The sequence below is a fragment of the Pauljensenia sp. UMB10120 genome (assembly GCF_030212035.1).
GTDB lineage: Bacteria > Actinomycetota > Actinomycetes > Actinomycetales > Actinomycetaceae > Pauljensenia > Pauljensenia radingae_A.
On sequence record NZ_JASODH010000002.1, the window covers coordinates 22,430 to 35,859 of the forward strand.

The window sequence follows — 13,430 nt, forward strand, 5'->3', positions numbered from 1 at the left end:
TCAGTTGTGAGGAGAGGCGGAAGAAGAGATGAATAGAAAACACGTAGTTATTGCGGTGTCGTGGATGTCGGCGCTTGCGCTCGCAGGCGTGTATATCTGCAGCGGGTACGCCATCGATGCTGTCATCGAGTCGGGGCCGCTGGGCTGGGGACTATGGGCCACTGCCACTATCTGCGCTCTCATCACGGGCGTGAGCGCGTGGGCAGCATCGCGTCTTGCGGGGCACAGCGTCGGCGCTATTGAAAAGGAATACCGTCACCGCATCGTGGATCATGTCTTCGCGCGCGGTCCGGCTGAACGCTCACGCGAGCGCACAGGCCGAATCGTCAATTCAGCAACCGACGGCGTGGAACGCGTGGCTAACTATCGCGGCACGTTTATCGGTCCGATGATTGCTTCTCTTGCGACGCCGATTCTGATCGTCGTCGTCATCGCGATTGCCATCGACTGGGTGGCGGCGCTGATTTTGGCACTGGCCATCCCGATCGTGCCGCTTGCCATCGGCGCATTTCGAGCCGCATTCAAACCCGTCTCGTCTCGTTACCGTTCGGCAGCGCGTTCGCTCGCAGCAGCTGAACTCGATGCTATTCAAGGCCTGTCAGCGCTGACACTGATGAATGCCGGCGCGGCAATGGGCCGCCACCTGGCTGACCAATCAGAGAAAGTGCGCCGCAGGGTCATGCGATACCTGGCAGCAAATCAGCTGGTCCTGTTCGTAATGGACGCCGTCTTTTCGTTGGGGATCATCACGGGAGCAGCCTTGCTGGGAACGTGGCGGGCTGGCAGTGGAGCAATCAGCGTGGGCCAGGCTATAGCGCTGGTCCTGCTGTCCACCATCATGTTAGATCCGTTGGATCGGGTCGGTCAGTTCTTCTATGTCGGCATGGGCGGAATGGCCTCACAACGCGAGATCAAGCGCCTGACCAGTGAGCCTGTGGCGGTCAGCGACGCGGCAGATGCGATCGACCCGGATGCGCACGGCGTGGCGCAGCGAGGTGCGGGTGATGCGGTGCGGCGAGGTGCGGGTGACGTGACTCGCGGTTCGGATAGCGAAGAAATTTCCGGAAGCACGGGCGGCACGAGCGGCGCCACCATCGACATCGACCGCGTAAACTTCGCCTACCAGGAAGGTGTCAACGTCCTCACGGATGCTTCACTGCACATCGGAGCCGGTCAGCATGTCGTACTGACCGGGCCATCAGGAGCAGGAAAAACCACACTCGCCACCCTCATATGTGCCAACCGTCGGCCCGACAGCGGATCGATTCGCATCAACGGACACGACCTGACCGACGTGACACTGCAGTGGATTCGACGCCACATCACCACCGTCGAACAGGAAACCTACCTGTTTACCGGCACGCTGCGCGACAACCTGCTGATCGCAAACCCACACGCCACCGACCAGGACCTCCGCCGCGCACTCGACGCGGCCCGCCTCACGCAGACACTGGAGCGCCTGCCCTACGGCCTGGACACGGAAGTGGGAGAGCGTGGCCTGGCCCTATCGGGTGGGGAAGCGCAACGCGTCGCGATTGCGCGCGCACTGCTCAAGGATGCTCCGATCCTGATCTTGGATGAGCCGACCGCTCACGTGGACCTGAACAGTGAGCACGAGATCCTGCAGGCGCTCGCCCACCTCACCCAGGGGCGCACAACGCTGACCATTTCGCACAGACGCAACACGATCGACCAGTCAGGACGACGCATCACGATGTGCGACGGACAGCTGACCGACGGGAAGGCGGCATCCCGATGAACGAATCACGCTGGAAGACCTCTGCCAGACTGATCAACGTGGCACGCCCTGTCATGGCACCGTTGGGCATCTCGATCACGGCGCGCGTGATCGGAATGGTGCTGCACGTGGCGCAGTACGCAACAGCAGGGTGGGTGATTGGCAAGATTGCCTCCGATATCTCCACGATGCCGCTGCTGACCGTGGCAGTGGTGCTCGTTGTCCTGTCGCTGATCAAAGCGCTGATGCGCTACCTCGAGCAATTCAGCGGGCACTGGGTCGCATTCCGCTCCCTCGCATTGCTTCGAGGCTACTTTTACGATCGCCTCGAACCGCAAGCTCCTGCGCGCACCGAAAGCGAAGACTCAGGCGACCTTCTTTCACGAGTCACCAAGGACATTGACCGGATCGAAGTGTTCTTTGCGCACACCCTCGCTCCCGGCTTGAGCGCCATTATCTGCCCCGTGATCGTCCTGGCCTATCTGGGATGTGCGGTTTCATGGTGGGCAGTCTTGGCGCTCGCTCCGTTCCTGGTGGCCGTCAGCATAGTCGTCCCGCAGCTGGGGGTGCGTACCACCAGTGACGCTGCACGCACCATTCGAGCGACCCGAGGCGACCTGTCCCAGCACGTCACGGACACCGTCCAGGGCGTGCGCGAGATCCTGACCTTCGCGAACGAGGCCGAGCGGCACCGCACGATGCGACAGCTCGAAGATACGATCGATGAGGCTCAGCGGCGCACAACGTCGGTGGTGGCGCTGCGACGCGGGTTGAATCAGACTCTCGTCGCGCTCGCCTTGATCGTCCAACTGGCTGTCCTCGCGTCATTGGCGAGGGCGGGCGCAGTGAGTATGGCTCAGATGTGCATGGCGCTGGGCGTCACCTTGGCATCCTTTGCTCCGGCACTGGCAGTCGAAGACTTCATGGCTGATCTGGACCAGGCCTTCGCATCGGCGCGCCGCATCTTCGCTATCACCGAGCGTGCCCCGCTGGTGCGAGAACCTGACAGCAGCCAGGTGCGAGACGGTGACGTGAGCGGAAAAGACATGATCGCACTGGATGGTGTCTCATTTGCCTACCCGCCGCGCCCGAGCGCAGCAGGACCATCCCCGCAGGTTCTCCACAATGTCACGGTGTCGATTCCGGCCGGAAGAGTCACCGCAATCGTCGGGTCGAGCGGATCTGGGAAGTCAACGATCGCACGGCTCATTGACCGCATGTGGGACCCCGATCAGGGCGTAGTCAGCATTGGTGGGGCGGATGTGCGCACCGTGACGCGCCACCATCTACGTTCCATTGTCGTGTTCGCCCCGCAGACCCCGTATGTGTTCAATATGAGTGTGCGTGAGAACCTGCTGCTCGCCTGTCCCGATGCCAGTGATGAGGATCTGCAGCGTGTGTGCCGCCAGGTGGGCCTGGATCAGTGGCTGGCCAGCGAACCGGATGGTATGAACACCCGGATCGGAGAGATGGGCCAGCGCATTTCTGGTGGTCAGCGTCAACGCGTCGCCCTCGCCCGCGCACTTCTGGCTGGCGCACCGATTACTATCCTTGACGAGGCGACCTCACAACTCGACAGCGCTACCGAAGCCGTGGTGCTCGATGGCATTCGCGAAGCAACAGCTGGGCGCACACTGATCATCATTGCTCACCGGATCTCCACAATCCGCGGCGCCGACCGAATCATCGTGGTCGACGATGGGCATGTGGCGCAGATCGGCACATACGATGAGCTTGCAGTTCAGGACGGGCCATTTGCCCGCCTTCTGCAACGCGAACGCGAGGGCGAATCGGTCACAGTGCGGGAAAGTGATTAAGATCGGTTAGAAGTACACGACTGAATCGTCGAGAGCGGGTCGTGCGGCATGCGCGACCAGGATTGTGGTGCGCACAGCGATGCGCACATGCGAGGAGCCACGTTTTATGGAGCGTCTTACAGGCTGGAAGAAAAACGACGCGTGGGGGTCAACCGACGCGATCCCGAATTTCCTAGGCTCGGAACGCTCTGAGTCGCCTGTGTCAGAAGTGTGGTTCGGTGATCATATCGACGGTCCGACGTCGCTGAATGAGAGCGGCATAATCCTTCGCGACCTCATCGATCAGGATCCCACTGCCATGCTGGGCGACGGGTTGCTGTACTCATTCGGACCGCGTCTGCCTTTCCTGATGAAACTCATCGCGCCGGCAGAAGCCCTGTCACTGCAGGTGCACCCAACGAAGGAACTCGCACGCGAAGGGTATATTCGCGAAGATGTGCTAGGCATTGAGCGCACAGCCGCAGATCGCACCTACCGCGACATGAACCACAAGCCGGAAATGATTTATGCTCTCACCGACTTTGAGGCGCTTGTGGGCTTTCGAGTCCCACGTAAGGCGCGCCGGTTGCTGGATGGTCTGGAAGGCATGGTTGCCGATTCTCTGCGCAAGCGTCTCAGACTCGCTACCGTGCGATCTGGGCTCAAGATGCTGATCGGCTGGCTTTTTGATGAGGACTCTCCGGCGACGGCCGAGGGAGTGTCAGAATTTGCCGCATCATGCGCGCAGCGTCTGGAGCGCGGCACGTCTCCGTCCCGACGCACCGATGAGATGGTGACGCGGTTGGCCGCCAAGTACGTGGGTGACCCCGGTATCATCGTCGCATTCCTGATGAATCCAGTGTCGTTGCGTCCCGGTGAGGCCGTCTATATTCCACCTCGCCAGATCCACTCCTACCAGTCGGGATTGGGGATAGAGGTCATGGCGTCCTCTGACAATGTGGTGCGCGCGGGCCTGACCCGCAAGTATGTCGATAGCGCTCAACTGGTGGAAATTGCCGAGTTTTCTGCGTTGCCGCCCATTCGCGTTGCCGCCGAGCACCCCAGTGACACGACCGACACATTCCTGGCACCGGCCCAGGAATTCTCCCTGTCTGTCACCACTCTTCCCGCTGCCGAGGCGCGCAGCGCGTACAGTCATGAATCTGACGCGCGTGGCGCGTTCAAATCGGAGGCCAGCGCGCATGACGCGGTCAGTCACGAATCCGATATGCATGAGCTGTCAGATGATACGCGCGCAGTGACCATTCCTGGTGAGGGGCCGCGTATCCTGATGTGTCTGGAAGGCAGCATCGACGTAACAACGTCCGCCCCTCGTGCGCACTCAGCCGATCACCTGACTCTCACATGCGGGCAGAGCGTGTTCGTCGGCGCGTGCGAACATGACATCCGTGCCAGTGGGCGCGGCAAACTCATCCAGTGCGCCACGCCGTAGTCTCACAGCACGTCATACGCCCGCGCGCTGCCACACCGTAGAACCACAGCGTCATATGGCTACAGGCTCACACCACAGCCACCGCACTGGGCAAGTATCTGTGGTTGAACTCTAGTGCCCGGAAGGTGCAGCGCCGGCCCGCTTGGAGTACTTCAGCCGGTACACCACGTTCATCAAAAGGGAATCAAACGTTGACAACCCAGCCTCGCCAGTGATCTCAGCGATTCGAGCAGCTCTCGCGTTCTTCTCCAGAACATATTCGATGGCGGCAGCGTCGCCCTCGTCAATTCCCAGACACAATGCGGCACGCGACAAGAGGACGACATTCGAGCCGAGCCTGTTGTCAGCGCGCAGGCCGACGATTTGGGCAAAATCGTCCAGCTGCGGTGTCAACGTACGTCCGAAGAACGTGCTGACCTGCGAATCCGTGCACACGTGGATCGCGGTCACATCCTCACGTTTCGCATAGCACTGTTCATGCAGCCTGACAGTCAGAGTTGACGGGGAGCAGGGCACGAACTGGCCCTCAAGATCGCGCGTGAAATACTCGATCTGCCCTGCCGAATCCGGTGGGGTGCAGGTACGGCGTGACATGACGACGCCGTCAGCATCGGGCGCCAGCTCCGCTTCGGTCAAAGATTGCGGTACGAGGCGCTCGTAAATCTCACGGCACACCTGCTCCAGGCGGGTCGCGCGGGCCAGAGCGTCGGACTTACTGGTGCCGCACACCAGCGCGCCGTGAGCACGCATCAGCACGACATTCACATCGGGGTGATCAAACAGAACCTGTTCAACACCGTGGTGGAGTGTGTGCGTACCCGGCAGGCCGTAGCTGGCGATCGGCAGGATATCCTGACCCAGCAGACGAGCATGCTCATCGGACAACTCGAAGCTCTCGGGGCTGACGGACAAGGCCGACGCGTAGGGCTGATGCGTGTGAATCACCATCGCAGCATCCGCTCGCAGTCGGTAGCACAAGGCGTGCATCGGGTATTCCGAGGACGGCTTGAACGGGCCGCTAGCCTGACCGTCGTCATCCACTTCGCTCAGGTCCTCGGGCTGCATGGTGGAATATGAACGGCCCGAGGGCGTGATGACGAACGCATTACCGCGAACGCGAGCACTGACATTGCCCCAGGTGCGCACTACCAGGCCATGATCGAGCAGGTCGTGAGACAAAGCAATGACGTCCTCGCGTGGATTCGCGGTCAGGGGAACCTGCTCGGGCACCACGTGGCCCGGTCCGAAATCCGGCGCGCTCATAGCTTCGTGACCTGGTCAAAGACACGGTCGAAACGGGTGAGCGCGTCGTCGATCATCTCATCGGAGTACGCAGCCGAGGTGTACAGGCGCGAGCCGGCCAACGTGACGATGCCTTCAGCCATGTAGGCGGCGCCCATATGCTCCATCTCCTTCTTCCGAGCCGATGTCTCCTTCAGGACGTGAGGGATCGTCCACGGTTTCGTCCAGTTGATCGAGAAGTGCATCGTCCCCACTGTCTCCAGGTGACAGATCGACCCCTGGTTGAAGGCGACGAACGGCAGACGATGTTTTTTGATGAGGGCACGCAGACCATCGGTCAAGCGGTTGCCAGCCCGCGTCGCCTTCTCGCAGGCACCAGTTTCAGCGATCTCCTTGACGGTGTAGTAGCCGGCCAGGGCGCTCAGCGGTGTGGCCGCGAGAGTACCGCCAACGAGCGCCTTCTTGACCTTGTCGCCACTTTGGATACCAGCCGACAGGTAGCGCATGTACTTGGTGGGACCACCGACACCGCCGGCTCCGGGGTAGCCGCCTGCAACGACCTTGCCAAACACAGTCAGATCCGGGCGGATCCCCATCAGACCTTGCGCGCCGTGTTCGGACAGACGGAAGGCGGTGACAACCTCGTCAAAAATCAACAGTGCGCCGAACTTGGTTGCCAGGCGGCGCAGGCCGTGCAGGAAGTCCATCGACACGGGGCGCGTACCGCTTTCAGGGCCGACCGGCTCAACGAAAATGGCAGCGGTTCCGCCGCGCAGCTTGTTGGCCATCAGGGTGCGCTCGACATCCTTGAGATCACCGGGGAAATATTCCTGCGTGTACTTCATCGAGGCCAGCGGGATACCTTTGGCCTGTGTCCACTTCGAGCCAGGCACGCGAATACCGTATGCCAGTTGATCGCTCCAACCGTGGTAGCCGCCACCCATCTTCATGATGAATTTGTTCTTCGTAGCCAGGCGTGCGATACGTGACGCAGCCGCACATGCCTCGGATCCGGAGTTGAACATGCGGAACATATCGACGCTATCGAACAACTCGGAAATCAGTTTAGCCAGCCGGTATTCGTATTCATGGAACAGGCCGGTGGATGGGCCGCACGTGTTGAGCAGGTCAATGACTTTTTCACGCACGGACTCTGGATTCGACCCCAGCACCGTTGGTCCGCCTGCCTGCAGGAAGTCGTAATACGTGTTGCCGTCCAGGTCAGTCAGTGTTGCGTCCTTTGCGCTCGTGAACACCAGCGGGAACGGATAGTTGAACGCCAGATTGTGCTGAACGCCGCCGGGGATGTACTGCTGGGCTTCCCCGATCATCTCCTTGGATTTCTGGCACTTCGCATCAAAGTAATCGCGCTCGTAAGCGGCCAGTGCCGACGGTTTAATGGAATAGATAGGTTGTGCGATCAATGAGTCGAGCTCATGTATCACCTGGTCAATTCCAGGTCGATTCATATCCACAGCGGCCTCCTCGCCGGTTTCTACGTGCAGTGAGTACGCACTCATGTTTTCGTCCAAAATCATATCATGCAGCTTTCCGCGTGGTAATCTTTTGGCAAAGGTGAGCTGTTACAGCACTCATGGAGGAGTCATGGTTAACGCCGCAATGAAGCGGTTCCAGGCGCTTGCACCGGAAAAACGCGAACGGATTGAGCGAGCAGCCATTGCCGAATTCGCCGCGCACGGCTACGCCACGGCCAACACGAACATTATTGCCGAGCGTGCAGGCATCTCCGTGGGAGCACTGTTTCGCTACTTTGACACCAAACGCGACATTTTCATGTATGTCGTCGGACGCGCCCAGGACGAATTGCGCACCGCCCTGCTCGCAATCACAGACGAGGGAGACTCCGCACTGACTCGCATCGGTGCCCTCGCAGAACTGGCGGTAACCTCGGCGTCGACGCATCGTGACCTGGTACGCCTGTACTGCGAACTGACAGCCACCGGAAGCGCTGAGATCGTGGCAGAAAGCGTGGATCAGCTTGAAGGCGAAACGTTCAGGATGTACCGCGAACTCATTGCCGAAGGGCAGGAAACAGGTGAGATTCGCACCGATATCGATTCGAGCACGCTGGCGTTCTTCATTGACAACATCATGATGTCGTTGCAGTATGCCCGAGCCAGTGACTATCACATTCAGCGCGCGTTGCTGTATGTCCCCGGGATGAGTGATGCCGAGCTTGCCTCGGGCGCACGTGAATTCCTCATTTCCGCCTTGCGAGTGCCTGAAGGAGGAAACCACAAGTGATAACCGTGCTGGCATACGATGTTGGGACGTCGGGAGTCAAGACATGCCTGTTCGAGATTGATGACCGAATTCGTATCATCGACTCAGTTTCGGCATCGTACTCACTGCATGTTCTGCCTGATGGGGGAGCTGAGCAGGATCCTGACGAATGGTGGCAGGCAATCGTTCAGACCACCCGACAGATTGCCCGCGACCATCCTGAGCAGTGCGCAACACTGACCGGCATCAGTTTTTGCGCGCAGATGCAGTGCCTCGTCATGGTTGACCGACGAGGGCGCCCGGTCTGCCCGGCGATGAGTTACATGGATCAGCGTGCCAGCGTCGAGATGCGACTGATCGGTGGGAAGGCGCCGCGCATTTCAGGTGTGAACGCGGGGATATTGGCCAAAGCCTTGTACCACACGGGTGCGGCACCGGCTTCCGTGAAAGATCCTGTGTGGAAATACCACTGGGTGCGCCGCAACAAGCCTGAAGCGTTCGCGCGTGCCTATAAGTGGCTGGATGCTAAGGAAGCGATCATTGCGCGGATGACCGGCAAGTTCGTCATGAGTCACGATTCGGCTTTCGCCACGCTTCTATATGACGTGCGCGCTCGGAAGGGACGGTTCAGTCCCGAAGTGATGCGGGCTCTTCACGTCAATCCCGCCCATATGCCCGAAATTGTGGCCAGCACCGATGTGGTCGGTCCGCTCCTTGCCGAGGCTGCCGACGAACTCGGTTTGCCTGAAGAGACACCGGTGTATGCCGGTGGCGGCGATGCTTCGCTCATCGGTGTAGGAGCCGGTGCGACCGAGCTGCACGATACTCACGTGTATATGGGCACGTCAGGGTGGGTCGGTACCGTCACGGATAAACGCGCGGTGGATTTGAGTGCCATGATTGCAACCGTTGTCGGTGCGGACCCCTCGCGCTACCACTACTTTGCTGAGCTGGAGACGGCAGGTAAGTGCCTGGAGTGGGTGAAGGACCATCTGGCCCTCGACGAAATTAACGTCTACCTGGATAAGCACAGTGTATGCGAGGGGATGGAGGCTCGTTTCCGCAGCCTGTATGACTACATGTCGGAAGTCATTTCCCGCAGTGAACCCGGTGCGGGGGGAGTGCTGTTCACTCCGTGGCTGCATGGCAACCGGTGTCCGTTTGAGGATCCGAACGCCCGCGCAATGTTCATGAATATTTCATTGAATACCGGCAAGACGGAGCTGATGCGTGCCGTCGTCGAAGGCGTGTGTTACCACATGCGCTGGTTCATCGAAACTCAGGAAAAAAAGGTCATGACTTCATCGGTTGTGCGCTTTGTCGGTGGCGGAGCGTTGTCTGATGCGACTGCGCAGATTCTTGCTGACATTGTGGGCCGTCCGGTTGAAGTGACGGAGAATCCGCAGGATGCCGGCGCTGTCGGGGCTGCGCTGCTTGTCGCGGTCGGTGCGGGAATCACTCCGACTGTGGAAAGTGCGCGGCGCTTGGTGACAGTGCATGCTCGCTTCGAGCCGCGCCGCGAACTGGCTCAGACCTATGCACGCCAGTACGACGCGTACCGCAAGATCTACCCAGCCAATAAAAAAATCTTTTCGCTTCTGAATCGTGGGTGATGATGATGGCACAACGATCGACGAAAGTCCAGGCCGTTATGTTCGTGCTGCTCTCGTTGAGCGCAGGCGTGATCGAGGCAGTGTCTTATCTGCTGTTGGATTGGTTGACTCCGCTGCCTTATGACTGGAAACACGTCATCTCAATTATCTTGTCAGTGATCTGGAACTTCACGCTCAACAGGCGCTACACCTTCCGATCAGCCAACAATGTTCCGATCGCGATGGCGAAGGTGGCCCTGTTCTACGTCTTTTTCATCCCGATCACTGCGTGGCTAGGCCAAGTGGTCGCCAATGCTGGGGTGAGCGAAGTCCTGATCAAAGCGGCGACGATGGTCCTCAACGGGGTAGGAGAATTTGTGTGGTGGAAGTTCGTGGTCTTCCGTGGCAGTGAGGATACGAATTCCCTCGCCCAGCACGCAGACTCCGCCAACAACATGGGAAGCGCAGAACCTGCAGGTCACGCCGAAACTGAGTGAGCAGGGTAGGCATTGCGTCCTGGTATCTGTGTTGAGTGAGCCGGGCAGGCGGCGCGTCCTGATATCTGCGTGCCTGCGCGCACGATGCCCTGGGTTTACCTCTCGCGAGTGCACATTCCCCTAGATCTAACCTCCACGGGTGCACATTCCCCTAGATTCTCGCTCCTTTTTGCACAATCCCCTAGATCTAACGCCCGCCCATTTCACCGCGTTTGTGAACATGCAGGTCACCGGGCATTCTCATTTTCGAGGTGGCCCCGCCCGCTGTTGATCTAGGGGCTTGTGCACGATGGAGCCTAGAATCCAGGGCATCGTGCAGCACACAGTCCATGATCCGATCACTGCTCCACCCCGCGACAGAACCACAACACAACCAGCCAGGCAAGAACCAACCCGCCGCGGCATTCTGCGGGGGCGCAGGGGTGACGGGCCGCCAGCGGGCACCTCGCCATTCGGGAATGAGAGCTGCCCGGAATTGAGAGCTGTCGGCCGCTGAAAGACACGCGCTTACAGGCCGCTGACCAACCACTGTGCGAGGCGCCGACAGCCCGCGACGATATCGCGCTCATGTCTGTCAAAATCATCCAATATCTGGTTCGCATCGTCTTGACTGAGGCCACTGGTTGACAGGGACTGCTCCACCCACGCGCGATCCACTTCCGGGTGGAATTGCACGCCGAGGGCGTGCGACCCTACCGCGATCGCATGGATACACCGCTCAGAGCGTGCAAGGACGCGAGCCTGCGCAGGCAGCTCGTCAATCGCATCATTATGGTCAGCAAAGACAACGGGTATACGTGAAAGATCATCGACCAGACGGATCCACGGGCCACCCTCGTCCATCGCGTTACTGAGTTGGTCAGCTACCGCTGGCACCATGATGGCTGCACCTGTAGCCGAAGCGACCGGGGTCATCGGAACGGCGGCGTCAGACTCGAAGGGCGCCTCCCACTCGACAGGCACGATTCCCATCTCGTGGAACTGTGGATCTGAGCAGGCGACCGAGCCGCCGGCCGCTCGCGCGATCAGTTGGTGTCCCAAACAGATACCGAGCGTGCGCACTCCCTCGTTCATGCAACGCACCAGCAGAGTGCGGACATCGGGCAGCCACGGGGCGCGCTCATCATCGTAGGCACTCATTCGCCCGCCGAGGACGACGATGGCATCAGGCGCGGGGAGGTCGGAACCGTCGGGCGGCAGGGCGCTGGAAACGTCCTCACCGTTCCACGGGCGCACCAGTTGTATCGAGGCTCCAAGGTCATCGAGCGCGGAGACGAGACGGCGCGCATCGACGTCTTCTTCATGTTCAATAATCGTGATCACAGGCACGGATGACACGTTAGCGCGACTTTAACGGCAACACCACAGGATAAGTGGTCTAGACGAAAATGAGGAAGTGGCGCCCATCTGGTGGGATGCGCATCGATTAAACATCTGACGTTCTGTACTGTAAGGGGGTGCGCGTCAATCGGGAGGCGCACTGAACTCGTTAACGAGGAGATAAACATGACTATTCGTACAACGCACGTTGGCTCGCTTCCGCGGACCCCGGAACTGCTCCGGGCGAATGCAGAGCGTGAGCGAATGGGCGAGGAAGCGTTCATAGCGCTTCTGCAGGAAAGCGTGGACGAAGTCGTGACCCGCCAATACCAGACTGGATTGGATGTGGTCAACGACGGCGAGTACGGCCACATGATGACCCAGACAGTCGATTACGGTGCATGGTGGTTTTACTCCTTTACCCGCCTGGGTGGACTTGACCTGCGGACAGATCCCCAATTCAGCGTTGAGCCTGCGCCCTCCAGTGGCAAAGTCAAGCTGGCATCATTCGGTGAACGTCGCGACTGGCAGGCATTTTCCGACGCCTACTCAGATCCGGCTTCCGGCATTCACATCGCCACCGATCAGGGCCCCGAGGCGTTCCCCGTCATCACCGGTCCTCTGACCTACATCGGTGCAGATGCCGTCCGTCATGACGTCGAAGGCCTGACGCACGCACTGGACAAGAACGGGATCGACCGCGGCAACGGCTTCATTGCATCGGTCGCACCCGGGTCGGCTGCCCGCATCGGCAACGAGTACTACAGCACTGAAGAAGAAGTACTGGAAGCCTGCGCGCACGCCCTGCACGAGGAATACAAGGCGATCACTGATGCCGGCTTTATCGTGCAGATCGACGACCCCTCACTGGCCGAAGGCTGGGACCAGGTCAACCCTGCTCCCACCTACGAGGATTACCGTGAGTTCGTTCAGACTCGAGTCGATGCGCTCAACCTTGCGCTTGAAGGTATCCCGGAAGAGCAGGTGCGCCTGCACCTGTGCTGGGGCTCATGGCACGGACCTCACACTACGGACATCCCACTGCGCGAGATCGTTGATAACGTGCTGACGGCGAAGGCACGCTACTTCTCATTCGAGGCTGCCAACGCGCGCCACGAACATGAGTGGACCGTGTGGCAGGACGTGAAGCTGGCAGATGACAAGGTACTTGTGCCTGGTGTGGTCGGCCACTCCACAAACGTGGTCGAGCATCCCGAGCTGGTGGCCCAACGCATCCAGCGTTTTGTGGACATCGTGGGCTCTGATCGCGTGATTGCCTCGACGGACTGTGGTCTGGGTGGACGCATCTACCCGTCGATCGCATGGGCCAAGCTTGCCGCACTGGTCGAAGGGGCCCGCCTGGTGAAGTAACGCTGACTGGTCACCTCCACCGCTATTCACCGCGATAGGCGAGGTGGTGCCGCGCTGAATACCGGCGCTGCCACCGACGGTAATGGACGAGGGTGGCCTTATCACTGAGGGCGGGGAGTCTGAAAAAACAGGCTCCCCGCCCTTTGTGCAGTCACTTCATGTGCTGTGAGCGTGAGA

General features: G+C 59.9%; 10 protein-coding genes. 7 read left to right on the forward strand and 3 right to left on the reverse strand.

Translation table 11 applies throughout. The features are described 5' to 3' along the window. Positions 1–28 precede the first annotated feature (28 nt). The 3 genes from QP093_RS01915 to manA all read left to right on the forward strand — a co-directional run bounded on the left by QP093_RS01915 (position 29) and on the right by manA (position 4,987). The gene (locus QP093_RS01915) at positions 29–1,759 is read left to right on the forward strand and encodes an ABC transporter ATP-binding protein/permease (RefSeq protein WP_285014349.1); all 1,731 of its coding nucleotides are present in this window, start codon (positions 29–31) and stop codon (positions 1,757–1,759) included. Further along, positions 1,756–3,555, forward strand: coding sequence for a thiol reductant ABC exporter subunit CydC (gene cydC, locus QP093_RS01920; RefSeq protein WP_285014351.1), 1,800 nt, complete (start codon positions 1,756–1,758; stop codon positions 3,553–3,555). The genes QP093_RS01915 and cydC overlap by 4 nt, the downstream gene beginning before the upstream one ends. Before the next feature lie 106 nt (positions 3,556–3,661). After that, positions 3,662–4,987 (forward strand): mannose-6-phosphate isomerase, class I, encoded by a 1,326-nt coding sequence (manA, locus tag QP093_RS01925; protein ID WP_285014352.1) that lies wholly within the window; start codon positions 3,662–3,664, stop codon positions 4,985–4,987. Between the two features lie 111 nt (positions 4,988–5,098). Here manA and QP093_RS01930 read toward each other — a convergent pair whose 3' ends face one another. Further along, positions 5,099–6,250, reverse strand: a complete 1,152-nt coding sequence (locus QP093_RS01930; protein WP_285014353.1) for a class II aldolase/adducin family protein — start codon at positions 6,248–6,250, stop codon at positions 5,099–5,101. Then, positions 6,247–7,698 (reverse strand): aspartate aminotransferase family protein, encoded by a 1,452-nt coding sequence (locus QP093_RS01935; protein WP_070725118.1) that lies wholly within the window; start codon positions 7,696–7,698, stop codon positions 6,247–6,249. The genes QP093_RS01930 and QP093_RS01935 overlap by 4 nt, the downstream gene beginning before the upstream one ends. Before the next feature lie 136 nt (positions 7,699–7,834). Here QP093_RS01935 and QP093_RS01940 point away from each other — a divergent pair, with 136 nt between their 5' ends. Genes QP093_RS01940 through QP093_RS01950 form a run of 3 tightly spaced genes read left to right on the forward strand, consistent with a single transcriptional unit; the run spans position 7,835 to position 10,562 of the window. After that, entirely contained in the window at positions 7,835–8,494 is a 660-nt protein-coding gene (locus tag QP093_RS01940; protein ID WP_285014354.1) for a TetR/AcrR family transcriptional regulator, read from the forward strand. Then, positions 8,491–10,086, forward strand: coding sequence for a xylulokinase (locus QP093_RS01945; RefSeq protein ID WP_285014356.1), 1,596 nt, complete (start codon positions 8,491–8,493; stop codon positions 10,084–10,086). The genes QP093_RS01940 and QP093_RS01945 overlap by 4 nt, the downstream gene beginning before the upstream one ends. Before the next feature lie 5 nt (positions 10,087–10,091). Further along, complete coding sequence (locus QP093_RS01950) at positions 10,092–10,562, forward strand: GtrA family protein (protein WP_227469053.1); 471 nt, start codon at positions 10,092–10,094, stop codon at positions 10,560–10,562. 507 nt (positions 10,563–11,069) lie between these two features. Here the strand turns inward: QP093_RS01950 and QP093_RS01955 are convergent. Beyond that, positions 11,070–11,891 (reverse strand): type 1 glutamine amidotransferase, encoded by an 822-nt coding sequence (locus tag QP093_RS01955; protein WP_157886323.1) that lies wholly within the window; start codon positions 11,889–11,891, stop codon positions 11,070–11,072. 177 nt (positions 11,892–12,068) lie between these two features. On the opposite strand from QP093_RS01955, the gene QP093_RS01960 reads away from it, so the two are divergent. After that, positions 12,069–13,253, forward strand: a complete 1,185-nt coding sequence (locus tag QP093_RS01960; RefSeq protein WP_070725048.1) for a cobalamin-independent methionine synthase II family protein — start codon at positions 12,069–12,071, stop codon at positions 13,251–13,253. Positions 13,254–13,430 lie beyond the last annotated feature (177 nt).

Coding starts and splice junctions, on each gene's coding strand:
- QP093_RS01930 (WP_285014353.1), bottom strand. CDS start 6,250: ATGAGCGCGCCGGATTTCGGACCGGGCCACGTGGTGCCCGAGCAGGTT.
- manA (WP_285014352.1), top strand. CDS start 3,662: ATGGAGCGTCTTACAGGCTGGAAGAAAAACGACGCGTGGGGGTCAACC.
- QP093_RS01940 (WP_285014354.1), top strand. CDS start 7,835: ATGGTTAACGCCGCAATGAAGCGGTTCCAGGCGCTTGCACCGGAAAAA.
- cydC (WP_285014351.1), top strand. CDS start 1,756: ATGAACGAATCACGCTGGAAGACCTCTGCCAGACTGATCAACGTGGCA.
- QP093_RS01960 (WP_070725048.1), top strand. CDS start 12,069: ATGACTATTCGTACAACGCACGTTGGCTCGCTTCCGCGGACCCCGGAA.
- QP093_RS01915 (WP_285014349.1), top strand. CDS start 29: ATGAATAGAAAACACGTAGTTATTGCGGTGTCGTGGATGTCGGCGCTT.
- QP093_RS01950 (WP_227469053.1), top strand. CDS start 10,092: ATGGCACAACGATCGACGAAAGTCCAGGCCGTTATGTTCGTGCTGCTC.
- QP093_RS01935 (WP_070725118.1), bottom strand. CDS start 7,698: ATGAATCGACCTGGAATTGACCAGGTGATACATGAGCTCGACTCATTG.